We start from the raw sequence: 25,395 nt of genomic DNA, 5'->3' as shown, positions 1-25,395 counted from the left end.
CTTACTTAGTTGTGAAGGAAGTTTGACATTCCAGCGAATAAAACAGTACTTTTACCGCCATACTATGGTAAAAGGAGTGTTTTGTAAAAATGGATCGTCAACGTGTATATTTTTCACTTGCCAATAGAACGTATTATACAAATCCATATGCAGGACCGTGGAATTTTGAGCTTAATGTAGACCGACAAGCATTAGATGTATTTGAAAAAATATTTCAGCAAATGCAGATGTTAGAGATTGCGAATGCGTGGCGTGCGCAATTACCATATATCCAGTATCATCTTGATAGAGAAAATGATGAAATTGATTTACGATTAAAAAAAATCTATGCACTAGTTCATGAATATGGGGATGCGGATACGAAGGCATTTGTGGAACAACTTCCTTACTTCAACAAACGTGCTTAAAGTTAAGGTCACTGAAATCTTCAGTGATCTTTTTTATTGAAGAATTAATTAGTGAAAAATACTTTTATTGTAATTTCAATTATAAAAGGCTGTTTTCTCAAAGATTGTTGCTAATAACTCTAAGGTAAAAATAAAACAGAGTTTGAACTACAAATTGTCATATAATCAACCTTGTTTTTAGTATTAATATTTTGCTCTGTTTAATTTTAATGAGGATTCTAATTAATAAGCGTATTCGTATTATTCCTTTGCAAATTCAATAACAATTTTAGAATAGGGCAGATATTTTACATGACATTGGTAAGTATCTTCTAGGGAAATCATTTACGCCTCCAGAAAGGCTTAAACCGCCTATTACTATCTCTAATCCTTCAGAACCTTTAGCAGTATGCTCTGACACATATATCTGGCATACCCCTTCGGATTCTTTTAAATTCCCACTCAAAAGTGCAATTAAATCTAGAGAACTCATAACAGTTAACTGACCAAAAACACAAACACACCTGCTATTATCACTTTTTTGAAATCTTTATCATCCAAACAAATTATTTTAAACAAAAATCCTATCTTACTTATTTAATTAGCCAATTTCTGAATTTTATAGCCACATTTAAAGTTTCTATAGAATTCTTTACATCTCAAAGCTTAACAATATATATCCTTGTTTTTTATAAGTAATATTTTCCAAACTAACCTTTGCTCTTATTCGTGAAAATCAATCTTAATGGTATGATATTTACACTTTGTAAATAGTGAAGTCTAAAAGTTTATTTGTTGATTGTAGCTACATGATTACACTATAGTGAAAATAAAAGACCATCACCATAACACCGAAGAATGCCAATCTCTATTAGTAATTGATTGAGCTCAGTGTGTGAAATAAGACTTTAACATGAAAAAAGGAGTTGATGAGCATGTTCTCATTTACAGATTTAAATGGTTTACGAGTGGATTTAAGTTTTATAAAAGGCGAATTAGACGTTGAGCCTAAGCATGTACTTGTTATATTAAAGCATGAAAATAAGTGGTTATGTACGATTCATAAACGCCGTGGTGTAGAGGTTCCAGGTGGAAAGCAAGAACCTGGGGAAACATTGGAGCAGGCGGCTGTTAGGGAAGTATTCGAGGAGACTGGTGTTCATGTGAAAAACCTTAGATGGTTTGCTGAATATGCCGTTCATGATGACAATTTTTTTTGTAAAACGGTCTATACTGCACAGTTTGTGGGGCAGGAGGACATCGATTTTGATTTAGAAACTTCAGGGATGACTTGGCTAACAGATGAAGAATTTACTAATCATCCAAATTTAAGTTTTCATATGAAGGATGAAGGAATGAAGAAAATGCTGGAGGAGTTGAAACATTATGACCAATGGTAAGATCGTAGAAAAACGTCCTTATCCTTCGCCAAATCCAGTTATTCGTTTAACGGAAATCACGTATATGTCACAGGGTCTACGTGTGAAGGGATTATTAGCGGAACCTAAGGCAGAAGGTACATATGATGGCTTTTTATATTTACGTGGTGGTATGCAAAGCATTGGTATGGTTAGAGCTTCGCGTGTCGCTCAGTTTGCAGCTCAAGGCTTTATCGTTTTTGCTCCATATTACCGTGGCAATCGAGGTGGAGAAGGTCGAGATGAGTTTGCTGGAGCTGATCGATATGACGCTGTATATGCAGTAGACGTACTAAAGAAGTTCTGTAATGATAATATTCATGTTTTTGGTTTTTCACGTGGCGGTATTATGGCACTTTGGACTGCAATCTTACGTAGAGATATTACATCTGTTGTGACATGGGCAGGAGTATCTGATGCAACAGCTACATATTGGGAGCGAACAGATATGCGCCGGATGATGAAGCGTGTTATTGGAGGGACACCTAATCGTGTACCTGAGGCTTATGATGCCCGAACACCACTTTTTGAAGTAGAGCATATGACAGCTCCTGTCCTTATTATTCATGGCTATCGTGATGAAAATGTAGATATTGAACATGCTAGACAGTTAGAATTTTATTTAAAGGATGCCAATAAAACATATGAGACATGGTATGATCATCGCTACGCGCATCAATATCCACCTGCCAAAAATCGAGAGACAGTACATGCACTTTGTGAATGGATGAAACGACAATAAGATATTCAAGTGTCTTCCTTCAGTTTAATATTTCAAGTTTGTCTAGAGAGGTGGCTATTTTTTGAATTACATAAAAAGTAAAAGACTCAAGATTATTATTGTAGGATTAGTATTGATGATAATCGCTTCAACTTTTATTTATTATTAGTTTTTAATACCTTCAGCAATACAAGGAATATTATACTTTGAATACACCGCAAAAAACATTAAACGAAGGTGAGGTAAGATTACCTTTTGCTTTTGTAATATGGAGTTTTTTAGTGAAAATTGCTTAGGTAGATCGAAGAACTGCTAGTGTCGACTCAAAAAACCGTTCAGGTGCTTTTTAACAGGCCCTGAACGGTTGATAAAAGGATACTTACTGTACGTATTTTGCTAAAAAGTTATTAATAGTTTTCCAGTACGAATCACCGGCAACGCTTTCTGCACTGCCATGTCCAGCACCCTCAACTATCATTTTTTCCTTCGGTACATTGGCAGCCTCATATACTTCCTTTAGCATATAAGATGGCACAAATGTATCATTACTTCCATGAATAAATAGCATCGGCGTTTTCGATTTGGCAACTTGCTCGACAGTATTAGCTTCACCAAGGGTATAGTCAGCTCTTACTTTCGTAACAATTGAAGAGAAGTGCATAATAGGAAAGGCCGGTAAATGAAAGATTTCTTGCAATTGGTAGGAGAATTCATCCCAAACTGAGGAATAGCCGCAATCCTCAATTATAGCCTTAACATTGTTAGGTAAATCCTCTCCTGAGGCCATCATCACTGTAGCACCTCCCATGGAAATACCATACAAAATAATTTCAGCGTTTTTATCTGAATTGGTAACATTATTAATCCAAGAGACTACATCAAGTCGATCGTGCCAGCCCATCCCAATATAGTCACCCTCGCTTTTTCCATGAGCTCTTGCATCCGGTATAAGAACATTATAGCCTGTATCATAAAAATGCTTAGCATACTTTGACATTTGTGAGCCATCAGATGAATATCCATGGAAAACAATTGCCCATTTATTTGTTTCGTTTGTATTTTTAAGCGTATAGGCATGTAATTTCAAATTATCAAAAGACTTTACATAAGAATCCTGGTGATTCTCTTTAAACCACTTTTCACTCTCTTCTTTTTCTTTAGCTTCCTTAGGATTAACAGCGATTGAATTGTGCGGTGCATCAAGCACAGCTGATTTATCTGTTTTAGGATTTAAGGCGAGATTATAAAAATAATTCCCTGCAAAAAATCCAGCGCCAACAAACAATACAAATAGAAGACTGACAATAATAATAATTACTTTATACTTTCTTTTCATATATTTCCCCCTAAAACTACTATTATGAATTATACACAAAGTTAACAATATGAAAAGTGAACTTTTCTAAAATAGGGGAAGAATAGGAAAGAGAGTGACTTAAAATGTTCCCTTTTATAGTGTTAAAAAACAAAAATGGTAAAAAGATATCTTAGGATTGTTGGACATGTTAAATGAAGAGATTTCTGTTCCAGGTTACTCGCTTTCCTGTGAAATCAACCCCTTGTTTTGCGGAAGAGCCATACCTTATTTAAAATCGCACAATAATCTTTCAACAACAAAAAAGGGAACGACTGAAATCGTTCCCTTTGCTTAGTAAATTATTTTAATGGACCACCAAGGTTTGTGATAGCTTCAGAAACATTTGAAAATTTCTTGAAGTTGTCGTTGAATAAACCAGCAAGTTCAGCAGCTTTTTTATCATAAGCAGCTTTGTCTGCCCATGCATCACGAGGATTAAGCACTTCAGTTGGTACACCCTCAATAGTAGTTGGGATGTTTAAACCGAATACTGAATCTTGAATTGTTTCAACATCAGTTAATTTACCATCAATTGCAGCACGCACCATTGTACGAGTGTAAGAAAGCTTCATACGGCTACCAGTACCATATTCGCCACCAGTCCAACCAGTGTTCACTAAGAATACTTGTGCACCGTGCTCGTCAATTTTTTGACCTAACATTTCAGCATAAACTGTTGCTGGAAGTGGAAGGAATGGAGAACCGAAGCAAGTAGAGAATACTGGTTCTGGCTCTGTTACACCACGTTCTGTACCAGCAAGTTTAGATGTGAAACCGCTTAGGAAGTGGTACATTGCTTGCTCTTTTGTTAATTTACTGATTGGAGGTAATACACCAAATGCATCAGCTGTTAAGAAGATGATTGTTTTTGGGTGACCAGCAACAGATGGATCAACAATATTTTCAATGTATTGAATTGGATAAGCTACACGTGTATTTTCTGTTAATGAACCGTCATCATAGTCACAAACACGAGTTTCTGGATCAACAGCTACGTTTTCTAAAACAGAACCGAAGCGGATTGCGTTGTAGATTTCTGGTTCTTTTTCAGCAGAAAGGTTAATTGTTTTTGCGTAGCAACCACCCTCAATGTTGAATACACCGTTATCAGACCATCCGTGTTCATCGTCACCGATAAGCTTACGGTCAGGGTCTGCTGATAAAGTAGTTTTACCAGTACCAGATAAACCGAAGAATAATGCAACATCACCAGCTTCACCAACGTTTGCTGAGCAGTGCATTGAAAGGATGCCTTGTTGTGGTAATAAGTAGTTCATAATACCGAAAATAGACTTTTTGATTTCACCAGCGTATTCAGTACCACCGATTAGGATGATTTTCTTTTCAAGTGATACAATGATGAATGTTTCAGAAGCAGTGCCATCAACGGCAGGGTCTGCTTTAAAATTAGGAGCTGAGATAACTGTGAAGTCAGCAACATGAGAAGCTAATTCCTCTTTAGTTGGACGGATAAATAATTGATGAGCGAACAGATTGTGCCAAGCATATTCATTGATGACTTGGATGCTTAATTGAGAATCTTTATCAGCACCAGCAAAGCCTTTGAATACGAATAATTCGTCACGTTCTTTTAAATATTTTACTACTTTTACATATAAGTTATCGAACACTTCAGAAGAAATTGGTCGGTTAACTTTTCCCCAGTCAATTTTATCTTTTGTGCTCTCTTCTTCTACCGTATATTTATCTTTAGGTGAACGACCAGTGTATTTGCCAGTTTCTGCACGAACTGCGCCATCTACTGTTAACATAGCTTCACCACGAGAAGTAGCTTTTTCAGCTAATTGTGGTACTGAAAGTTGAACATTAATGTTACCGCCGCTTAATAATTCCTTCAGTTCGTTTGCAATTTCTACTGAATTCATCGATTAAATACCATCCTTTTTTATAGTATTCCCTTGAGTCTGAGGGAGTTTTTCTTAATTTCAAAAATAGTATAACACAATTGCTTAAATAATCTATACTAATTCAGAAATTATTTTTCAGATTTTATTACTTTTCAAGAAAACGACAAAAAGTAAATTGATTCGTTTAGATAATGCTTTTTACCCTATTTATTATAAATGATTAGTCAATCACTTTCGACACAGCAAAATTGTGTTCTAGAAGCTTTTGGTTTACATGAGTTCGCACAGGATGTGAAGTTTTTAGCTTGTTTTTTATTAGTTGGAGCTTGTCTTCGATTGAAAAGGGGCTACAATCATTTTCATCCACCACATGTTCCGTAGCTGACGCTTTGCTTTCACTACAAAATGTGCTGTAAAGGGTTACACATATGTTAACACATGATGTGAGGTGGAGAGTAGGGATTATTTTGTTTGAAATTACAGGATAATACAAATTGCTTTCATAATAATGGTATAATTACCACTGGCGCTACGCTTTCACGCAGATAAACAATGCGTCCGGAATCGGTTTTGTGCTTTGGAGTTGTTCTTTGTGCGAAAGCGCAGCGACAGCAAAGCCGACATGATATCGGTCATTTCGATAATGCTATAGGACGTGGCGTTCTTACACTGGGTTTCTCTATTTTAGCGGGTGTTTGGGCACTCGCTGAAAGAAAGTATAAATATTTGACAACGTTCGACCTTTTACGTATTATGAGATATTGAACGGATACTCTTATCCCGAGCTGGTGGAGGGTCAGGCCCTATGAAACCCGGCAACCTGCATGAACCATTTCACGACATGCGCTGGTGCCAACCTGATGCAAGGGAAACCCCTTGAACGATAAGAGTGAAAGGTTACGAAGTCATTATTCCTTTCCTCATGTTAAGTAAGCGTGAGAAAAGGATTTTTTTATTGTTAAAAACGAATGTAAAGGTAAGTATTTAGTCCTTTCCTTATTATAATGACGGATCTTTCGAAAACCTCGTGTTAAAAGCAGTAGTGGTTTTATGTGCGAAAGCGTAGTGCCAACGTAGCGACAGCAACAGTTGTTTTTATGTGCGAAAGCGTAGTGCCAACGTAGCGACAGCAACAACTGCTTTAGAGTTCAATCTATAGGAGCGGGCTTGACATGGGTAATGAGTACCGTATTAATTCGCAAATATTATTTGTAAAAGTAATAGGAGGAAAACCAAATGACAAAACGTCGACTGTTTACATCAGAGAGTGTAACAGAAGGACATCCAGACAAAATTTGTGATCAAATCTCGGATGCCATTTTAGATGCTATTTTAGCAGAAGATCCAAACGCACGTGTAGCGTGTGAAACAACAGTAACAACTGGTTTAGTATTAGTAGCAGGAGAAATTACTACTTCTACTTATGTAGACATTAAAGGTATCGTTCGTGATACTGTAGCAGAAATCGGTTATACACGTGGGAAATATGGCTTTGATGCTGAAAATCTAGCAGTACTTGTTGCTATTGGTGAACAATCACCTGATATTGCTCAAGGTGTTGACCAAGCATTAGAGGCACGTGAAGGCTCTATGACAGACGCTGACATTGAAGCAATTGGCGCAGGTGACCAAGGTTTAATGTTCGGATATGCATGTAACGAAACACCAGAGCTTATGCCTTTACCAATTAGTTTAGCGCATAAATTGGCTCGTCGTTTAACGGAAGTACGTAAATCTGGTGAACTAGGTTATTTACGTCCAGACGGAAAAACACAAGTAACAATTGAATATGATGAAAACAATGTACCAGTGCGTGTTGATACGATTGTCATTTCTACACAGCATGACGAAGAAGCTACTCTTGAGCAAATTCAAGCAGACTTAAAAGAATTTGTTATTGCTCCAGTTGTTCCGAGTGAATTATTAGATACTGAGACTAAATATTTCATCAACCCAACTGGCCGATTCGTAATTGGTGGTCCAAAAGGAGATGCTGGTCTAACTGGACGTAAAATCATCGTTGATACATACGGTGGCTATGCCCGTCATGGTGGTGGTGCTTTCTCTGGTAAGGATGCAACTAAGGTAGACCGTTCAGCGGCATATGCAGCCCGATATGTGGCAAAAAATATCGTAGCAGCTGGTTTAGCAGATCGAGCTGAAGTACAACTAGCTTATGCAATTGGTGTTGCTCAACCTGTATCTATTGCTGTTGATACATTCGGGACAGGAAAAGTTACGGAAAGTGAAATTGTAAAATGGGTACGCGAGCTATTTGACCTACGCCCAGCAGGGATTATTAAAATGCTTAACCTTCGTCGCCCAATTTATAAGCAAACTGCAGCGTATGGTCACTTCGGTCGTACGGACTTAAATGTACCTTGGGAACAAACAGACAAAGCAGACGCATTACAAGAAAAAGCAGGTTTATAAACTATTCAGCTAAAGTAATAAAGTAGCTGAACAAATATTTTAAGATACTATTACAGAAAGGGGCTCTACATGCTATTGCCCCTTTCGCTGTTTTTAACTTTTTTCAGCGAGTGTCTAAACACCCGAAAGAAGTTAAAGACTCCTTTCTGATTCCGGACGCAATTATGCCGAGGCGTAATTGATCAAAAAATAAGCTCCATATATAATCGTGTTTAGCTCGGTTGTCCAAGCAAACGTGGAGCTGCTTTGATTTAGTTGAGATAACTATTTATTTTTTGGTTGAAGAGATTTATAGTATTGGCCTTTTTCTACATATTCATGTATGATGCGTTCCATATCTTCTTTATCTTCATCATTTAATTCTCTTACAACTTTTGCGGGCCGCCCTAATGCTAAGCTATTTGGAGGAATGACTTTGCCTGGAGGAACAAGGCTACCCGCCCCAATAAATGCACCCTCTCCAATCTCCGCTCCGTCTAATATTATAGAGCCCATACCTATTAAGGCTTTTTTACGAATCGTACAGCTATGTAAAGTTACTTGATGTCCGACTGTTACCTCATCTTCGATAATTAGTGGATATTTAGGGCTTTGATGTAAGCAACAGAGGTCTTGAATACTAACTCTTTTTCCGATAATTGTCGGTGATACATCCCCTCGAATAACTGTGTTAAACCAAATAGTTGTTTCAGCACCTATAGTAACGTCACCAGTTACGGTTGCATAATCGGCAATAAATACAGATGGGTCAATATTGGGTGTTTTCCCTTTAAATGGATAGATCATGAGAATCGCCTCTTTTCTTTCTATGATGTAATATTATCGTATCAAATACGCAACTTGATGGAAATATTAAATTAAAATGAGCTAGATATTCCGTTATAATCATTGTGTAATTATTTTTTTAGGAGGACTATGTGAAATGTGGAAATGGGAAGCTGATGGACAAGCAAAGGCTGTGGTTGCAATTCTTCATGGTGCATATGAAAATCACCGCTGGTATGCATGGCTTATAGAAAAACTAAGATTGGAAGGCTTCCACATAGTCATGGGGGATTTACCTAATCATGGAGTGAATAAAGGGTTTTCAAGTGTTCACGATGAAGATTTTAAAGAATACAACAAATATACAAGGCATTTAATCGAGAATGCTTTTTCGTATAATCTACCCGTCTTTTTAATAGGGCATGGGCTTGGTGCGACACTATTACTACATACCATGCAAAAGCGAAAATATGAATGCGCAGGTATTATTTTAACCTCACCTTGGCTTCATTTAAAGCTATTGCCAGGTAAACTATCAAATGCTTTAACTAGTTTAAGTGCCCTGACTGCAAATGTGAAGCTGACTCATGAAATTACTATAGAATCATTAACGCGCAGTGTAGAAGGTAGAGAAGAGATGAAGGATGAAGTTCCTTTTTCGTCAGTTGTTTCAGTGAAATGGTATCGAGAACTACAGCAAATGATGCGCAATTTAGTGTTATTGCCTAAGGCGGAATTCCCTAATCGTCCTATGTTAGTGATGACAGCTGAAAAAGATAATATTACTGAAACTAAACAAACTCGTAATTGGCTTCATCAGCAGGACTTTACAGAGTTTCAATTTAAAGAATGGGTAAACAGTTATCATAATCTATTTCATGAAGTAGAGCGTGACGAGATTTTTGTTTATATACGTGATTTTATTAATAATGCTCTTCGAAACATTGGCTATATAATTAAGTAGTGAATGACCTCTCCGATTAACTAGAAAATTACTAACCTTTTGTTACTTGAATATAATGTTGTAATTTTCTGAAAAATGTAATACTATAATGACTTAAAGTGATATTTTTCAAATTGGAGGGGCAAAATGGAAGCAATCGTTGGGAAAATGAATGAGATTTTATGGGGACCGTGGTTTATTTATGGCATTTTGTTAATTGGGCTCTTCTTTTCAATCATTACAAGGTTCCTACAAGTAAGACACATTAAAGATATGTTTGTTTTAATGTTTAAAGGCGAAAAATCAGAAAAGGGGATTTCATCTTTCCAAGCAATGTCTATTGCATTATCTGGTCGAGTAGGTACAGGTAATATTGCCGGTACAGCTACAGCAATCGGGATGGGGGGACCTGGTGCTGTTTTTTGGATGTGGGCAATCGCCTTTATCGGTGCGGCAACTGCTTATGTGGAGTCGACATTAGCTCAAATTTATAAAGAAGAGAAAGATACAGAATATCGTGGTGGACCAGCTTTTTACATAGAAAAGGGAATGGGGCAAAAATGGTTTGCTGTCATTTTCGCTGTTGCTGCATTAGCTGCCATGTTAGTGTTGATGCCGGGTGTTCAATCAAATGCAATTGCGACAGCTGTTGAAAACGCTTTCTCTGTTGACACTTGGATTACAGGACTTATTATTGTTGTATTATTAGGTACTATTATTATCGGTGGGATAAAATGGATTGCCAATGCTGCACAGGTCATTGTACCGTTTATGGCATTAGCATATATTCTTATGGCCATTGTCATTATCGCAATGAATATTAAAGAAGTACCAGCTGTATTTTCATTAATTTTTTCAAGTGCATTTGGTGCGCAAGAAATCTTTGGTGGTATTGTTGGCTCCGCTATTGCATGGGGGGTTAAACGTGGTATTTATTCAAATGAGGCAGGGCAAGGGACAGGTGCGCATCCGGCTGCTGCAGCAGAAGTATCACACCCTGCTAAACAAGGTATCGTGCAAGCAGCTTCTGTATATATTGATACATTATTAATCTGTTCAGCTACTGCGTTTATGATTTTATTTACTGGCATGTACAATGTACAGGATGAAAAAGATGCAGAAGGCACTGATTCATATGTTTATGTTGGTGATTTCAATAAAGGTGGATTAACTGGAGATGAGCAAGTAACATTTGCGAAAAGTATTAAAGAAGGTGCAGCATATACACAATATGCAGTTGACTCTTCATTACCAGGCTTTGGTGGACCATTCGTAGCAATCGCATTATTCTTCTTTGCTTTCACGACGATTATGGCATACTATTACATTGCTGAAACAAATGTGGCTTATTTATTCTCAGGAACTACAGAGAAGGTCGTCATTTGGCTAGCTAAATTTGCAATTTTAATTGCTGCGTTTTACGGTACTATACGTACATCCGACCTTGCTTGGGCTATGGGGGATGTTGGATTAGGGCTAATGGTTTGGATTAACGTTATAGCGATTTTAATTATTATGAAGCCTGCTATAGTCGCATTAAAGGATTATGAGAGACAGAAAAAAGAAGGAAAAGATCCTGTTTTTGATCCTCGTAAACTAGGAATTAAAGGTGCAGATTTCTGGATTGATTATAATGAAAAAAAACGTAAAAATAAATAGATAATAGAGAAAGCTATCTAATAGAATGAAAGATTCTATTAGATAGCTTTTTTGTTTCTATTAAAAAAGGCTCAGCATCATAACGTGTGGTTGATTTCCGTTCCGGCTGGGCGCTTTGTAGCTGTTGCTTCGCTTTCGCACAGAGCTTCCTGGGGGCGTCCGATGAGCCGCTTGAGGCAACAGATGTTTTTTGCGCGAAAGCGTAGTGCTAACAAAGCGACAGCAACAGCAGGATGTTGGTCACGAAGGAGTTATCACAGGAGGTGATGGTTTTAGCCTTCGTTCCTCTATATCGCTGATCCCCAAGGAGTCGCCCAGCCGTAACGAAGATCAACTTATATACAGAGCATATGTTTTAATAAATGTCATCCACAATTTTTTGTGATGAGCCATACTAAAATCTGCTCTTGTATCCTGTGTAGTTGTTTACATATTCAGTGAAGGGCTATAAAAAAATAAAATTTCTATTGACGGCAATAGAAAAAGAAGGTATATTTTGTCATAAGGAAATTATCTTTCCTTAAAGAAACTTTTTGGGAGGAGGTGAAAGATTGACTGTGTTCCACTTACCGAAACTATCATATGATTATGATCAGTTGGAGCCCTTTATTGATGCTAGAACGTTAGAAATTCATCATTCTAAGCATCATGCTACGTATGTAAATAATTTAAATGTGGCATTAGAAGGTCATAAAGATTTACAAAATCAGTCGTTGGAAGATTTATTAAGAAATCTTGATGTGCTTCCAACGGACATTCAAACAGCCGTACAAAATAATGGTGGAGGACACTATTGCCACAGTTTATTTTGGGAAATGATGAGTCCTAATGGTGGTGGTGAGGCAACTGCTGATATTGGAAAGGCGATCGATTATTATTTTAAAACATTTGATAATTTTCAAGATCAGCTTTCTAAAGCAGCAATTTCACGCTTTGGAAGTGGATATGGATGGCTAGTACTAGATGGCGAGCAATTAACCATTATGAGTACAGCTAACCAAGACACGCCTTTAAAAGAGGGAATAATTCCTCTACTCGTTATTGATGTATGGGAGCATGCTTATTATTTGAAATATCAAAATCGCCGACCTGAGTTTGTTATGAATTGGTGGAATACTGTTGATTGGGACAAAGTCAATCAACGATATGTGAATGCCAGGGAAACAATAAACGCTTTTTAAAATCTAACTAAGATAAGTTAATTAAGGTAATTTGACATGAAAGTAAAGTTAAGTACTCCTCCATATCCCCCGCGCCATCGGGGGATATTTTCTTGTATTCTTTGAAAACCCTCACCTGTGCAGGCGGTTTTCAAAGAATACAAAATTAAAAGGCATGATTCCGCTGCGCTATCGGAATCATACCTTAAATAAATTTAACTTCTTTTAGCAGAAGTCTCCCACCTCTAAAAGTGGTGAGATTAATGCAGTTTTAAATCACTTTTCAGCGGTATCCAAAAATCCGCTAAAATATAGGAACTCCGTCTAAGAACGCCACGTCCTATGGAACTATCAATTTAACTTAACGGATAATCTTTCATTTTTTCTAAAGCAATTACAAAAGGTGGGTCATTTTGTTGATTTAAAAACTCGTATTTTAATACATGTACACATTTTTGGGGAAGTTGACTGACATAGTCAATGACAGCATCTCGTTCTTCCTTCCCGCCCGGATGACCATGATAAATGACAAGGACGATAAGACCCCCTATTTTTAGCATCTTTAGCAAATCATCTATTGCTTGTATTGTCGTATTTGACTGTGTAATGATGTCGTGATCGCTACCAGGCAAATAACCAAGATTAAAAATTGCAGCTGCGACTGGTCTGTGGACATAGTTGACTACTTCTTCATGCCCTCTATGTAAAACAAGTGCACGATGCTCTAAGCCATTATCTAAAAGGCGATGGAGAGTGGCATCAACAGCGCTCTTTTGAACATCAAAGGCATATACTTGTCCTTCATCGCCGACAAGCTGTGCTAGAAACAAAGTGTCGTGGCCATTTCCAGCTGTGGCATCTACTACAGTGTCGCCTTCTTCAACAGTATCTTTTATTAGCTGTTGGGCATATTGTAAAACGCGTTGTAGCTTCATTTGGCATCCTCAGCTTTATAAAATTTTCCTTGCCAGCTTCCGCGGCGTTCAAGCTCAGCATCAATTCCGTTTAATACTTCCCATTTATTAACACTCCACATCGGGCCAATCATTAAATCAATTGGTCCATCGCCTGTAATACGGTGAATAACCATATCTGGTGGTAGAATTTCAAGTTGATCGGCTACAAGCTTTGTATAAACGTCTTGATCTAAAAATTCTAACATTCCTTTTTCGTATTGCTTAACCATTGGTGTACCTTTTAAAAGATGCAGTAAATGTATTTTAATACCTTGTACATCAAGCTTTGCGACTTCACGAGCAGTTTCCATCATCATGTCAGAGTCTTCGAGAGGAAGGCCATTAATAATGTGCGAGCATACACGAATACCATGTTTTCGTAACTTTTCAACACCTTCCACATATGTTGCGTAATCGTGGGCACGGTTGATAAGGTTGGCTGTTTTTTCATGTACAGTTTGAAGTCCTAATTCAATCCATAAATAGGTACGCTCATTTAATTCAGCTAAATATTCAACTACATCATCTGGCAGACAATCTGGGCGTGTTGCGATGGATAATCCAACAACTCCCTCTTGGGCTAATGCGGCTTCAAATTTTTCTTTTAATACTGGTAGCGGTGCATGTGTATTTGTATACGCTTGGAAGTAAGCCATGTATTTGCCATCCTTCCATTTTTGATGCATTTTGTCACGTATTTCAGCAAATTGCACCTCGATAGGATCAACTTTGTTGCCCGCAAAATCACCTGAACCTGCAGCACTACAGAACGTACAACCGCCAAAGGCAACTGTACCATCACGGTTTGGGCAGTCAAAGCCTGCGTCTAGTGCTACTTTAAAAACTTTATGACCAAATTGCTCACGTAAATAGCGATTCCATGTATAATATCTTTTCCCGTCTGAAGGAAAAGGAAAGTTTGTTTCTGTCATTTATTTCACTCCTCTAACACTATATTTTATCACGTGCTGGTGTTTCCGTCATGAGGGAAGAACTTAATAATATGTGGATGTACTATGAGAGAAGGCCAGCGAAAAGTACATCGACCGTAGTCAATCATCAGGAGGACCCCAAAAAACTACACAAAAAATATTCTAAAGCATATGTAAAAAGAGTAAATTTATTTTTCTTGTGCTTTTGTATGTTTCAACATAAACTAACTATTTAGAGTAGCGAAATAACGGGGGTCATTCTATGCCAAAAAGTGTTTGGTTTTTAATTATTGGAATGCTTGTGAATACGACGGGCAACTCTTTTTTATGGCCTTTAAACGCCATTTATATGCACGATTATTTAGGGAAGTCACTTGCGATGGCTGGTTTTGTGTTGATGTTGAATTCTGCTGCTGGTGTATTAGGGAATCTCTTAGGTGGTTATTTATTTGATAGAATAGGTGGCTATAAATCAACGATGATTGGCATTCTTTTGACGATTGCATCATTAATTGCTTTAACGATTTGGCACGGCTGGCCACATTATGTGTGGATTTTAACGATACTCGGCTTTAGTGGGGGTATTGTATTCCCAGGAATGTTTGCTTTAGCTGGAACTGCGTGGCCGGAGGGTGGACGAAAGGCTTTTAACGCAATTTATTTAGCTCAAAATTTAGGAGTAGCAATTGGTCCTGCACTTGCTGGTGTTGTTGCAGCTTACCAATTTGACTACGTCTTTAAGGTCAACTTAGCCATGTATATTTTGTTCTTTTTTATAGCATTTTTTACTTTTAAACGATTAGAAGCGGGGAGTATTGCACCGAAGAATGTCGTGAGTGAAAGTAAGCGAATTATAAATAAAGCACCGTTTTATGCATTATTAATTATAAGTTCTTCCTCTGTACTATGCTGGGTAGCTTATTCACAATGGAGTGCGACTATTTCTGCCTATACACAAGATCTAGGTTTAGGATTAAAACAGTACAGCTTACTTTGGACTATTAATGGTCTACTTATCGTTTTAGGGCAACCGCTAATTGCGCCGCTAGTGAAACGTTGGGAAAATAATTTGAAGCGTCAATTAGTATTTGGCGTTGTTCTTATCGCGATATCCTTTGGAATCATTGCGTTTGCAAGTGATTTTAAAATGTTTGGGGCAGCAATGGTTGTACTAACTTTTGGAGAAATGTTTTATACGCCTGCCTTACCTACAATCGCCAATCAACTTGCACCAAAAGGGCGTCAGGGCTTTTATCAAGGGATTATTAATAGTGCAGCAACAACAGGTCGTATGATTGGCCCTCTATTTGGTGGTATTATGGTCGATCAGTTTGGTATGATTGCACTCGTTTTAATTCTAGTAATAATTGTATTGTTTGCGATAGTTCCATGCCTAATCTATGATTATCCTTTACGAAAGAATAATACGGCGACAGATTAATAGATAAATTTAACAAAAATATTTCTGAAACGAGCAAAAACTGTGTGGGAAACACGTTTTTTGTTCGTTTTTTAATGTTTAATATTGAAAGTTAGCTTATATTAGCGTACAATCAACTATACATATTCAAATGTTTGAATATATGAATATGATTCATGGAGGGATTTATGTGGAAGATTTGCAGCAATTTAAGGCAGATTTTTTTAAAGCTTTAGCACATCCATTACGAATTAGAATATTGGAATTACTAGTAGATGGTAAGAAAAATGTCAATGAAATTCAAAGCTGCTTAGAAAAAGAGGGCTCAGCTGTTTCTCAGCAGTTAAGTGTATTACGAGGCAAAAATATTGTGTATGGAACGAAAGAGGGGAAAAAAGTTTATTATTCTTTAAGTGATCCTATGATTGGAGAGTTACTTGGCGTCACAAAAGAAATTTTTAATAATCACTTAATAAATACAATTACAAGATTAGAAGAAATGACTATTAATGAAGATAATGAAGAGGATATGTAAACTGGGGTTTTTACGAAACATTTACCTTGCTATTATTTTGAAGGGAAGATTTATAGATGAAGTCACTGTTTACAGGGCGATATGAAGGATATTCTGTTCATCATTTGAAGAAAGATTTACTCTCAGGGACAATTGTCGGGATTGTAGCAATACCACTGGCAATGTCCTTTGCCATTGCGTCAGGTGTTAAGCCTGAGTATGGAATTTATACAGCTTTTATTGCTGGCATACTTATTTCTCTTTTTGGTGGTTCGAAGTTCCAAATAGGGGGACCTACAGGTGCCTTTGTGCCAATTTTATTAGGGATAGTCATTTCGTATGGCTATGAAAACTTACTAATCGCTGGATTAATGGCTGGGATTATTTTGTGCTTAATGGGTATTTTTAAACTAGGGTCATTAATAAAATTTATTCCCCGACCCGTGACAATCGGATTTACAGCAGGAATAGCTGTTATTATTTTTACAGGTCAAATTGCTAATTTCCTAGGTTTAACAAATATTAAACGTCATGAGTATTTTATTGACAATGTAAAAGAAATTGTTATGCATATTGGTACGACAAACTTTTATAGTGTTTTAACGGCGATCATAAGTCTTATCATTATTTTAATAACACCGAAAGTTTTACCTAAAGTTCCAGGAGCGTTAGCGGGAATTGTTGTTTCTACACTAGTGGCAACATTCTTTTTTTCTGGACAAGTTGCCACAATAGCAACAGCCTACGGTCAAATTCCTAATACATTACCGAATTTCGCAGTTCCAGATATCACATGGGAGCGTATTCAGCTACTTATTGGACCAGCTTTTGTGATTGCGATGCTTGGTGGAATTGAATCACTTTTATCTGCTGTGGTAGCGGATGGAATGACAAATACAAAGCATAATAGTAACCGAGAACTTGTTGGTCAAGGGATTGCTAATATCGTCACTCCTTTCTTTGGAGGGATCCCTGCGACAGGGGCTATTGCTCGTACTGCGACAAATATTAAAACAGGTGCAGTATCACCCATATCCGGTGTTATTCACGGTGTATTTGTTTTAGTCACTTTATTATTACTTGCGCCTTTTGCTTCACATATTCCATTAGCTAGTATGGCTCCAGTTTTAATGGTTGTGGCTTGGAATATGAGTGAGCAAAAGCATTTTGCACATATTGTTAAATTAAAATCAGGAGATTCCCTCGTTTTAATCATTACGTTCCTTCTTACTGTTTTTACAAGCTTAACATTAGCTGTAGAGGTGGGGATTGTACTAGCGGTCGTATTATTTGCAAAGCGTATGAGCGAAAAGCTTGTAGTAACAAAGGTTTTACCGGATCATTCGAAAGAGAGTGGAAAGGTACAATCACATGTTGTTCATCAAAAACGAGACTGTCCACAAATAAGTATTTATACAGTTGAGGGTCCTCTTTTCTTCGGCGCAGCTCAAACCTTTGAGCAGGCGATTGCAAGTTCTATCCGGCGCGAACAAAAAGTTTTAGTATTACGCATGAGTAAAGTACCTTTTATGGATTCAACAGGTGAGTCGTATTTTGGTAATGTCATTCGGAATTTTAAAGCACAGGGTGGCACTATTTTAGTTACAGGAGTACAAGACGAATTAAAAAAGGCACTACAGCACAATGGCTTATATGATGAAATTGGTGAAGATAATTTCTATCCGCACACAGGAGAAGCGATTAATAAAGCTTTAAGCTATTTAGATACAAATAAATGTATTGGCTGTAAGCATTTCGCTTTCCGTGAATGTCAGGAGTTATCCCGCAATAAGGGGCAGTAAATAAAAACTGCCCCTAATTGTCCGATTGGTGAAAACTAATAATCAGTGGGGTATAGAAAACACCCCACTGATTAAAGTTTCACTTTATCCCGTAATAAGGGGCAGTAAATAAAAACTGCCCCTAATTGTCCGATTGGTGAAAACTAATAATCAGTGGGGTATAGAAAACACCCCACTGATTAAAGTTTCACTTTATCCCGTAATAAGGGGCAGTAAATAATAAAAACTGCCCCTAATTGCCCGATTGGTGAAAACTAATAATCGATGGGGTGCAGAAAATACCCTATCGATTAAAGTTTCACTTTACCCCGTAATAAAGGAACGCAATTATGTCGAGGATGAGTATCTTTAGACAAAGCTTTCATTTTACGTAGAAAACTAGAATTCGTTTTCAAATATGTTTCGAGGGGTATGTATCATAGCAGGAATCTTCTTTGAATAATTATAGAAGTATGTCTACAAATAGGGTTCGTAGAATGTGACAAAACTTATAGGGGAGGATTAAAGATGAAAAAAATTATGAATCAACCTGAATCACTTGTAATGGAAATGTGCAAGGGGATAGTTATGGCTCACCCGGAACTTGAGCTATTAAAAAAATATAAAGTAATTAAGAAAAAAGCGATGAATGCAAATAAGGTAACTTTAATTAGCGGTGGCGGTAGTGGACATGAACCAGCACATGCAGGGTTAGTAGGAAAAGGAATGCTGGATGCTGCGGTATGTGGTGATGTGTTTGCTTCTCCTTCACAAATACAGGTATATCAAGCAATTAAAGCAACAGCCAGCCAAAAAGGTACACTGCTCATTATTAAAAATTACAGCGGAGATATAATGAATTTTAAAAATGGCGCCCACTTAGCCATGGAGGATGGCATTCAAGTAGAGTACGTTCGCGTAGAAGATGATATTGCAGTAGAAGATAGCCTTTATACAGTAGGACGCCGCGGCGTTGCAGGAGTTGTGTTAGTACATAAAATTGCTGGTGCAGCTGCAGAAGAAGGTATGGATTTGATGCAGGTTAAAGCTGTAGCGGAAAAAGCAGCGGCAAATGTTCGAACAATTGGTCTGGCACTAACTTCCTGTACGGTTCCTGCTAGTGGATCACCTACTTTCAAATTGGGGGAGGACGAGATGGAATATGGTGTCGGTATTCATGGAGAGCCAGGGAGAAAAAGAGAAAAAATGATGGCTGCAGATGAATTAGCTTTACGTATGACAAATGACCTTATGAAAGATTTAGGATTAGATAAAGATGCTGAAATTGCTGTTCTAGTAAATGGATTTGGTGGTACACCACTTCAAGAACTTTATCTGTTTAATAATGCGGTTGCTAGAGAACTGAGTAAAAGAAATATACGAATCAATCGAACGTTTGTCGGCAATTACATGACAAGTATTGATATGGCTGGGATCTCTCTTACAGTAATGAAACTAGATGATGAACTGAGTACACTATTATCGAAAGAATGTAATACACCTGCATTTAAGGTAGATGGACCGGTTGAACGTGTAGAATACGTAGATATTAATGATAATGTAGAAGAGAAAGAAGTATTCTTTGAGACGGAAACAGAAGAAGAACACGCTATCATCAAAAACGAGGTAATCACATTAAATAATATGATTTATCTTGTAGATAAAATGAGCGAGATTATTATTAAGAACGAAGTGCCTTTCTGCGAATTGGATACCCATGCAGGTGACGGCGATTTCGGAATGAGTGTCGCAAAAGGTTTTAAGGAATTAAAACGAGGATGGGCCTCGATTCTAAATCATAAACATTTAAGTATTGGGACTTTTCTTGATGGTTGTTCCATGATCATTATGGAACATTGCGGAGGAGCTTCTGGTCCAATTTGGGGCGGGGCTTTCCGAGCTGCTAGTAAAGCAGTCGAGGGGAAAATGGAATTAACTGTTGGAGAGTTTGCTGAAATGTTACAAGCTACGCTGAAAGGTATACAATCTGTCGGTGAGCGTTCTTTCGGAAGAGGGGCAGAGGTAGGCGATAAAACGCTTGTAGATGCGCTTGTACCTTGTGTAAATTCCTGGTTAGAAAGCGCTGCAACTGGTGCGGACTTTAAAACAGCTTTTGAGAAAGGGGCAGAGGCTGCTGTTAAAGGAGCGGAATATACAAAGGAAATCGTAGCTCGAATGGGTCGCGCCGGAACAGTTGGTGAAAGAAGTCTAGGTTATCCGGATGCTGGTGCTTTTGCGCTAGGAGTTATTTTTACGGAGCTTTCTTGTAGTTTAAAATAAAGCGAGCACTATGGATACAACTTGTTTCGAATATTGTTACCTTCATAGGGATTTAATTTGTTCAAAAATGGTTAGTATGTAAACAAAGTCTTGTGCTTTTCAGTACTTTCCATTAGAATAAATGCAATACATGTAAGACAATGATGAGGAATAGTAAATTTGTGTTTCTTTTTAGAGAGCTAGCGGTTGGTGGGAGCTAGTAGGAAAGCAAATTGAACTCGCCTTCTGAGTCTGCCCGAGTGCAACAGCTCGTGCCGTTCCTTCCGCGTTAAGGAAGCTAAAGCCGAGTGTGATCACTAATGTGGGTGGTACCGCGGGAGATACGAATTCTCTCGTCCCTTTCTAATGAAGAAAGGGGCGAGTTTTTTTATTTTTTAAATATTTTGTCAATTCTTAAGTTGAAGAGCATGACACATTCAAAGGAGGAAAAATAATGAGTTTTAATCATCAACAAATCGAAAAAAAGTGGCAGCAATATTGGGCTGATAATAAAACGTTTAAAACTGAAAACGAAACAGAAAAACCAAAATTTTACGCGTTAGACATGTTCCCATACCCATCTGGTGCTGGTCTTCATGTAGGACATCCAGAGGGCTACACAGCGACAGACATCCTTTCACGCTTCAAGCGTATGCAAGGTTATAACGTCCTACATCCTATGGGCTGGGATGCATTCGGTTTACCTGCAGAGCAATATGCACTTGATACAGGAAATGACCCGGCAGAATTTACAGCGAAAAATATTGCAACATTTAAGCGTCAAATCCAAGAGTTAGGTTTTAGCTATGACTGGGATCGTGAAATTAACACAACAGATCCAGAATATTATAAATGGACACAATGGATCTTTATCCAACTTTATAAAAAAGGCTTAGCCTATGTAGATGAAGTAGCTGTAAACTGGTGTCCAGCACTTGGAACAGTACTTGCAAACGAAGAAGTTATTGATGGAAAGTCAGAGCGTGGTGGTCACCCTGTAGAACGTCGTCCAATGAAGCAATGGATGCTTAAAATTACTGCCTATGCTGATCGTTTAATCGATGACTTAGAGGAAGTTGATTGGCCAGAGTCTATTAAGGATATGCAACGTAACTGGATTGGTCGTTCTGAAGGTGCAGAAGTAACATTTGATATAGATGGAACAGATGAAAACTTCACAGTGTTTACAACTCGTCCTGATACATTATTTGGTGCTACATACTGTGTTATTGCACCTGAGCATAAATTAGTGGATCAAATTACAAGTGCTGAACAACGACAAGCTGTTGAAGCTTATTTAGATAAAGTAAAATTGAAATCTGATTTAGAACGCACAGATTTAGCGAAAGAAAAAACAGGCGTATTCACAGGTGCCTATGCAATTAATCCAATTAACGGTAAAAAAATGCCGATTTGGGTTGCGGACTATGTATTAGTATCATACGGTACTGGTGCAATTATGGCAGTTCCAGCACATGATGAGCGCGACTATGAATTCGCTACAGAATTTGGTTTAGAAATTATTTCTGTCCTTGAAGGTGGAGACATTAGCAAAGAAGCCTTCACAGGTGATGGTCAACATATTAACTCTGACTTCCTTAATGGCTTAAACAAAGAGGAAGGTATTGCTAAGGCAATTCAATGGCTTGAAGAAAAAGGTGTGGGAGAGAAGAAAATCTCTTACCGTCTTCGCGACTGGTTATTCTCTCGTCAACGTTACTGGGGTGAGCCAATTCCTATGATTCATTGGGAAGATGGTACAACGACGCCAGTGCCAGAATCAGAATTACCATTAGTACTACCAAAAACAGATAATATTCGTCCTTCAGGTACGGGTGAATCTCCGTTAGCGAACATTTCTGAATGGGTAAATGTTGTTGATCCTGAAACAGGCAAAAAAGGTCGTCGCGAAACGAATACGATGCCACAGTGGGCAGGTTCTAGCTGGTACTTCATTCGTTATATTGACCCAACAAATAAAGAAGCAATCGCAGACCCTGAATTACTGAAACGTTGGTTACCAGTTGATATTTATATCGGTGGGGCAGAGCATGCGGTATTACACTTACTATACGCTCGCTTCTGGCATAAAGTATTATACGATTTAGGTGTTGTACACACGAAAGAGCCATTCCATAAATTATTTAACCAAGGGATGATTCTTGGTGAAGGTAATGAGAAAATGTCTAAATCAAAAGGTAATGTCGTTAACCCAGATGAAATCATTTCTTCACACGGTGCTGATACTTTACGTCTATATGAAATGTTTATGGGTCCACTTGAAGCATCTGTTGCATGGTCAACAAATGGCTTGGACGGGGCACGACGCTTCTTAGATCGTATTTGGCGTCTATTTGTTAATGAAGAAGATGGTACAATCGCTGCAAAAATTCAAGCTTCTGATGACAAAACATTAGAAAAATCATATCATCAAACTGTGAAAAAAGTGACAGAGGATTATGAAGGTATTCGCTTCAATACAGCTATTTCACAAATGATGGTATTCATCAATGATTGCTACAAAGCGGATGTAATTCCAACAGAATACGCTGAAGGCTTTGTGAAAATGCTAGCTCCAATGGTGCCACACGTTGCTGAAGAACTATGGCAGATATTAGGTCATGATGAATCACTTTCATATAAGGAATGGCCAACATATGATGAGGCTAAACTTGTAGATGATGAGGTGGAAATCGCAGTACAAGTACTAGGCAAAGTACGTGCAAAAATCATCGTAGCGAAAGATGCTTCAAAAGAAGAAATCGAAAAAGTAGCTCTTGCAGATGACAAAGTACAAGAGTATATGGCAGGCAAAGACTTAGTAAAAATAATTGTCATTCCAGGTAAGCTTGTTAATATCGTCGTGAAATAATAATGTGAAAAGTGTCCAATATTTGGGCGCTTTTTTCTTTTTTGCTGAAACCATCTAAGATTTTGATACGACTATAGTCTGAATAGGAGGTGTTTGTTTGAGTGAGCATTTAGCAAATATTATGGAAGAGCATGGTGAGTATTGCCTTCGTGTAGCTTATCTATATGTTAAAGACTGGGCTATTGCAGAAGAAATCGTTCAAGATGTCTTTTTTGCTTATTATCGGCAACAGGAGCGCTTTGAACAGCGATCCTCGCTAAAAACATATTTAGTAAAAATAACAGTACATAAAAGTCATGACTATTTACGAAGTTGGAAAAATAAGCGACATATTTTATTTGAAAAGCTGCACATTGGAGTCAGTAAACGATCGCCAGAAATAAATTTGATTGAAAAGGATGAACGAAGAATTGTAACAGTAGCTTTGTTTGAGCTTCCAATCAACTACCGAGAAGTAATTATTCTTTATTATTATCAAGAATTAAAGGTTCGTGAGATAGCGGAGGTACTTGCATGTACCGAAAGTACAGTGAAAACAAGACTTCGTAGAGCTAGACAAATTTTGCAGGAAAAACTGGACAAAAACCATTGGGAGGTGCTAGAAGATGACATCTTTTAAGAATAAACTGGATAAAGAGCTTGGAGAAGCCCCGCGTTTCTCACAACAATTGCAGGAGCGTATTTTGCACAATGTAGTTCAGCAAAATAAACAACCTCGTAGATGGCAATATCCAATGGTTTTCATTGGAGCAGTCGTGACGATCCTCTTCTTGATTGTAATTGGTCCATGGAAGCAAGTAGATTTATCTAAGCATGCTGCGATTATTGAACTAGCCCAACATGAGGTTAAACAGTTTACGAGTGCGTATAATTGGGAGGAAGATACCTTTAAGGCCGGAAGACCTGGCTGGATTTTAGGGCAACAGTCTTATAAAAATGATTCGGAAACAAAGCTCATTGCTAATACGCTTCAAAAGGCAGTTATTTCGGAGAAGGATGATGATTATTATGCATATCGTGATGTATGGGTGGAGTTTGACAATGGGCAGGTTGTGCAGCTAAAAATGTTCTTAAACGATGAGCAGCTAGCTTTTAGCGATCGACAAACAAATATCTTTTACAAAGTACAAGATGGCGATACAGCATCATCATTTATTGCCCTTATGCAAAAAGATGAAAAAGATATTAGTTTCGGTGAGATATTTACTTTTTTAATAATTGCTCTCCTTCTAGTGTGGCTTACTGAAAAAGCTATTCAAAAAATGTTTAGCATTCTGAAAGAGCCAAAATATATAAATACAGGTCATCAACGTACAACGTATATTGCTAAGTTTATTCAATTTGCGACTTTAATTTTATTTAATATATACGGTTTGTTTCTATATACGGCTACAATATGCATTTTTATAGCAGTCTTCATGATGAGTTCTATTGTGATTGACTATTATTATGTGCGAGAGGAAAAAAGACATTATATATCGATTGGATCATCTATTATGTCACTAGCACTAATAATTGTATTTATCATTTATTTTTCATAAAAAAGAAAGAGATGCTCTGAAATTCTTCGAGCATCTCTTTTTGATTAATGGAGAATTTCCATTCGAAATATGTATTGAAGGTCGTCTTAGATTAACTGTCTCTAATAGAATACATATCTTCGTAAAAGCTAGTATTTACATAAATAAATCTAGAATTGGTATTTATAAACATTGTTATTATTTGGTTGAAAAGTACTGTTTTTACTTGTGTGCTATAGCAAATATTTCTGTTATAACTGATTGGTTTAGTTGTTTTTTAGTTTAAAAAGCATAACTAGTTATAGCTAAAAAGGATGTGTAGGATTCTTACTGAAAGAAAAAATATATATTTGAATAATAAAAATCAATGAGTAATGATTATTCGTTTTGAAGTATGCACAATGTGTATTGTATTTATTTAATTGAATATC

At 37.4% G+C, this 25,395-nt stretch carries 19 protein-coding genes, 1 riboswitch and 1 other annotated feature; of the genes, 14 read left to right on the top strand and 5 right to left on the bottom strand.

Annotated elements, in window-relative coordinates; genetic code table 11:
• Window positions 1–89 precede the first annotated feature (89 nt).
• The 3 genes from AC3WSO_RS19225 to AC3WSO_RS19215 all read left to right on the top strand — a co-directional run bounded on the left by AC3WSO_RS19225 (window position 90) and on the right by AC3WSO_RS19215 (window position 2,546).
• The gene (locus AC3WSO_RS19225; protein WP_197140191.1) at window positions 90–407 is read left to right on the top strand and encodes a transposase; all 318 of its coding nucleotides are present in this window, start codon (window positions 90–92) and stop codon (window positions 405–407) included.
• Window positions 408–1,321: 914 nt separating this feature from the next.
• Window positions 1,322–1,786, top strand: a complete 465-nt coding sequence (locus AC3WSO_RS19220; protein ID WP_492533054.1) for an NUDIX domain-containing protein — start codon at window positions 1,322–1,324, stop codon at window positions 1,784–1,786.
• Complete coding sequence (locus tag AC3WSO_RS19215) at window positions 1,770–2,546, top strand: alpha/beta hydrolase family protein (RefSeq protein WP_492534421.1); 777 nt, start codon at window positions 1,770–1,772, stop codon at window positions 2,544–2,546. The genes AC3WSO_RS19220 and AC3WSO_RS19215 overlap by 17 nt, the downstream gene beginning before the upstream one ends.
• Window positions 2,547–2,904: 358 nt before the next feature.
• On the opposite strand, the gene AC3WSO_RS19210 is transcribed toward AC3WSO_RS19215, so the two are convergent.
• Both AC3WSO_RS19210 and pckA read right to left on the bottom strand, forming a co-directional pair.
• Window positions 2,905–3,861: an alpha/beta hydrolase gene (locus AC3WSO_RS19210; RefSeq protein ID WP_492533052.1), complete on the bottom strand. Its 957-nt coding sequence runs from the start codon at window positions 3,859–3,861 to the stop codon at window positions 2,905–2,907.
• A 320-nt stretch (window positions 3,862–4,181) separates the two neighbouring features.
• A complete protein-coding gene (gene pckA, locus AC3WSO_RS19205; RefSeq protein ID WP_079561676.1) occupies window positions 4,182–5,768 on the bottom strand; it encodes a phosphoenolpyruvate carboxykinase (ATP) in 1,587 nt (528 codons plus the stop codon).
• 754 nt (window positions 5,769–6,522) lie between these two features.
• Window positions 6,523–6,640, top strand: a riboswitch (SAM riboswitch).
• Window positions 6,641–6,986: 346 nt separating this feature from the next.
• On the opposite strand from pckA, the gene metK reads away from it, so the two are divergent.
• Window positions 6,987–8,183, top strand: coding sequence for a methionine adenosyltransferase (metK, locus tag AC3WSO_RS19200; protein WP_492533050.1), 1,197 nt, complete (start codon window positions 6,987–6,989; stop codon window positions 8,181–8,183).
• A 264-nt stretch (window positions 8,184–8,447) separates the two neighbouring features.
• On the opposite strand, the gene AC3WSO_RS19195 is transcribed toward metK, so the two are convergent.
• Complete coding sequence (locus AC3WSO_RS19195; RefSeq protein ID WP_079561674.1) at window positions 8,448–8,969, bottom strand: gamma carbonic anhydrase; 522 nt, start codon at window positions 8,967–8,969, stop codon at window positions 8,448–8,450.
• A gap of 136 nt (window positions 8,970–9,105) precedes the next feature.
• Here AC3WSO_RS19195 and AC3WSO_RS19190 point away from each other — a divergent pair, with 136 nt between their 5' ends.
• The 3 genes from AC3WSO_RS19190 (at window position 9,106) to AC3WSO_RS19180 (ending at window position 12,731) form a co-directional block, all read left to right on the top strand.
• Window positions 9,106–9,912 carry an alpha/beta hydrolase gene (locus AC3WSO_RS19190; RefSeq protein ID WP_492533048.1) on the top strand — a complete coding sequence of 269 codons (807 nt, stop codon included), beginning with the start codon at window positions 9,106–9,108 and terminating at the stop codon, window positions 9,910–9,912.
• 126 nt (window positions 9,913–10,038) lie between these two features.
• Window positions 10,039–11,550, top strand: a complete 1,512-nt coding sequence (locus tag AC3WSO_RS19185) for an alanine/glycine:cation symporter family protein (protein ID WP_492533047.1) — start codon at window positions 10,039–10,041, stop codon at window positions 11,548–11,550.
• A gap of 551 nt (window positions 11,551–12,101) precedes the next feature.
• On the top strand, window positions 12,102–12,731 hold the full coding sequence (locus AC3WSO_RS19180; protein ID WP_492533045.1) for a superoxide dismutase: 630 nt from the start codon (window positions 12,102–12,104) through the stop codon (window positions 12,729–12,731).
• Window positions 12,732–13,066: 335 nt separating this feature from the next.
• Here AC3WSO_RS19180 and mnmM read toward each other — a convergent pair whose 3' ends face one another.
• Window positions 13,067–13,645, bottom strand: a complete 579-nt coding sequence (gene mnmM / locus AC3WSO_RS19175) for a tRNA 5-(aminomethyl)-2-thiouridylate-methyltransferase MnmM (RefSeq protein WP_492533043.1) — start codon at window positions 13,643–13,645, stop codon at window positions 13,067–13,069.
• Entirely contained in the window at window positions 13,642–14,598 is a 957-nt protein-coding gene (gene mnmL, locus AC3WSO_RS19170; protein ID WP_492533041.1) for a tRNA modification radical SAM protein MnmL/YtqA, read from the bottom strand. Before mnmL ends, mnmM begins: the two co-directional genes overlap by 4 nt.
• A 262-nt stretch (window positions 14,599–14,860) precedes the next feature.
• Between mnmL and AC3WSO_RS19165 the strand changes: the two genes are divergently transcribed.
• The 7 genes from AC3WSO_RS19165 to AC3WSO_RS19135 all read left to right on the top strand — a co-directional run bounded on the left by AC3WSO_RS19165 (window position 14,861) and on the right by AC3WSO_RS19135 (window position 24,985).
• Complete coding sequence (locus AC3WSO_RS19165) at window positions 14,861–16,039, top strand: MDR family MFS transporter (RefSeq protein ID WP_492533039.1); 1,179 nt, start codon at window positions 14,861–14,863, stop codon at window positions 16,037–16,039.
• 148 nt (window positions 16,040–16,187) lie between these two features.
• Window positions 16,188–16,553, top strand: a complete 366-nt coding sequence (locus tag AC3WSO_RS19160) for an ArsR/SmtB family transcription factor (protein ID WP_492534420.1) — start codon at window positions 16,188–16,190, stop codon at window positions 16,551–16,553.
• Window positions 16,554–16,609: 56 nt separating this feature from the next.
• On the top strand, window positions 16,610–18,334 hold the full coding sequence (locus AC3WSO_RS19155; protein WP_492533037.1) for a SulP family inorganic anion transporter: 1,725 nt from the start codon (window positions 16,610–16,612) through the stop codon (window positions 18,332–18,334).
• 507 nt (window positions 18,335–18,841) lie between these two features.
• Entirely contained in the window at window positions 18,842–20,593 is a 1,752-nt protein-coding gene (dhaK, locus tag AC3WSO_RS19150; protein ID WP_492533035.1) for a dihydroxyacetone kinase subunit DhaK, read from the top strand.
• A 131-nt stretch (window positions 20,594–20,724) separates the two neighbouring features.
• Window positions 20,725–20,936 (top strand) — a binding site (T-box leader).
• 90 nt (window positions 20,937–21,026) lie between these two features.
• Window positions 21,027–23,444, top strand: coding sequence for a leucine--tRNA ligase (leuS, locus tag AC3WSO_RS19145; RefSeq protein ID WP_492533033.1), 2,418 nt, complete (start codon window positions 21,027–21,029; stop codon window positions 23,442–23,444).
• A gap of 97 nt (window positions 23,445–23,541) precedes the next feature.
• Window positions 23,542–24,063, top strand: coding sequence for a sigma-70 family RNA polymerase sigma factor (locus tag AC3WSO_RS19140; protein ID WP_492533031.1), 522 nt, complete (start codon window positions 23,542–23,544; stop codon window positions 24,061–24,063).
• Window positions 24,050–24,985, top strand: coding sequence for a DUF4181 domain-containing protein (locus tag AC3WSO_RS19135; protein ID WP_492533030.1), 936 nt, complete (start codon window positions 24,050–24,052; stop codon window positions 24,983–24,985). Before AC3WSO_RS19140 ends, AC3WSO_RS19135 begins: the two co-directional genes overlap by 14 nt.
• The last annotated feature ends 410 nt before the right edge of the window (window positions 24,986–25,395 follow it).

The organism is Lysinibacillus sp. EB106-09-02-XG168 (assembly GCF_058791475.1).
Note: the sequence above shows the minus strand (reverse complement) of the source record. Positions and strands in the feature narration are given on the sequence as shown.

Coding starts and splice junctions, on each gene's coding strand:
- AC3WSO_RS19155 (WP_492533037.1), top strand. CDS start 16,610: ATGAAGTCACTGTTTACAGGGCGATATGAAGGATATTCTGTTCATCAT.
- AC3WSO_RS19165 (WP_492533039.1), top strand. CDS start 14,861: ATGCCAAAAAGTGTTTGGTTTTTAATTATTGGAATGCTTGTGAATACG.
- AC3WSO_RS19160 (WP_492534420.1), top strand. CDS start 16,188: ATGATTCATGGAGGGATTTATGTGGAAGATTTGCAGCAATTTAAGGCA.
- pckA (WP_079561676.1), bottom strand. CDS start 5,768: ATGAATTCAGTAGAAATTGCAAACGAACTGAAGGAATTATTAAGCGGC.
- mnmL (WP_492533041.1), bottom strand. CDS start 14,598: ATGACAGAAACAAACTTTCCTTTTCCTTCAGACGGGAAAAGATATTAT.
- mnmM (WP_492533043.1), bottom strand. CDS start 13,645: ATGAAGCTACAACGCGTTTTACAATATGCCCAACAGCTAATAAAAGAT.
- AC3WSO_RS19135 (WP_492533030.1), top strand. CDS start 24,050: ATGACATCTTTTAAGAATAAACTGGATAAAGAGCTTGGAGAAGCCCCG.
- AC3WSO_RS19220 (WP_492533054.1), top strand. CDS start 1,322: ATGTTCTCATTTACAGATTTAAATGGTTTACGAGTGGATTTAAGTTTT.
- metK (WP_492533050.1), top strand. CDS start 6,987: ATGACAAAACGTCGACTGTTTACATCAGAGAGTGTAACAGAAGGACAT.
- AC3WSO_RS19190 (WP_492533048.1), top strand. CDS start 9,106: ATGTGGAAATGGGAAGCTGATGGACAAGCAAAGGCTGTGGTTGCAATT.
- AC3WSO_RS19195 (WP_079561674.1), bottom strand. CDS start 8,969: ATGATCTATCCATTTAAAGGGAAAACACCCAATATTGACCCATCTGTA.
- AC3WSO_RS19185 (WP_492533047.1), top strand. CDS start 10,039: ATGGAAGCAATCGTTGGGAAAATGAATGAGATTTTATGGGGACCGTGG.
- dhaK (WP_492533035.1), top strand. CDS start 18,842: ATGAAAAAAATTATGAATCAACCTGAATCACTTGTAATGGAAATGTGC.
- AC3WSO_RS19225 (WP_197140191.1), top strand. CDS start 90: ATGGATCGTCAACGTGTATATTTTTCACTTGCCAATAGAACGTATTAT.
- leuS (WP_492533033.1), top strand. CDS start 21,027: ATGAGTTTTAATCATCAACAAATCGAAAAAAAGTGGCAGCAATATTGG.
- AC3WSO_RS19210 (WP_492533052.1), bottom strand. CDS start 3,861: ATGAAAAGAAAGTATAAAGTAATTATTATTATTGTCAGTCTTCTATTT.